This is a genomic window from Microbacterium sp. ZXX196 (assembly GCF_009709595.1).
GTDB classification, from domain to species: Bacteria; Actinomycetota; Actinomycetes; order Actinomycetales; family Microbacteriaceae; genus Microbacterium; species Microbacterium excoecariae.
This window is the reverse complement of sequence record NZ_WMEE01000034.1, coordinates 1-582: the sequence shown is the minus strand read 5'-3', so window position 1 is coordinate 582 and position 582 is coordinate 1. Positions and strand designations below refer to the sequence as shown.

Annotated in this window: 1 protein-coding gene; it reads right to left on the bottom strand. The window is 64.6% G+C overall.

Translation table 11 applies throughout. From position 1 onward, the window contains the following. Positions 1-33 precede the first annotated feature (33 nt). Positions 34-582, bottom strand: a 549-nt coding sequence (locus GJQ66_RS12135) for an IS3 family transposase (RefSeq protein ID WP_155049619.1), incomplete at its 5' end; no start/stop codon positions are given.

Genomic DNA, 582 nt, shown 5'->3' with positions numbered 1-582 from the left:
GGGCGTGAGGAACGAACTGGTGACAGTTTCGGCTTAGGCCGCGAGTGTGAGCGGCTCGGCTAGCTTGGCTTCGAACTCGATGGGCGTCAACCCGCCGAGAGTGTCCTGTGCTCGTTGGCGGTGATACTTCCGCTCGATCCAGACGACGATCGCGAGTCGCAGCTCCTGTCGGGTGGCCCACCGTTGCTGGTTGAGGACGTTCGTTTGAAGAAGCGACCAGAAGCTCTCCATCGCGGCATTGTCCCCGGCCGCGCCGACGCGGCCCATGGATCCGACCATGTCGTAACGGCGCAGCTCACGGGCCATGGCTCGGCTGCGAAATTGGCTGCCCCTGTCGGCATGCAGGATGCAGCCGGCGACCTCACCACGGCGGGTGACGGCGTTGCGGAGTGCGTCGACGGCGAGTTTCGCGGTCATCCGATCCGAGATCGAGTAGCCGACGATCCGGTTCGAGAACGCGTCCTTGATCGCGCAGCAGTAGAGCTTGCCCTCGGTGGTGGTGCGGTGCTCGGTGATGTCGGTCAGCCACACCCGGTTCGGCGCGTCAGCGCGGAACACGCGCTTCACGTGATCATCGAACAC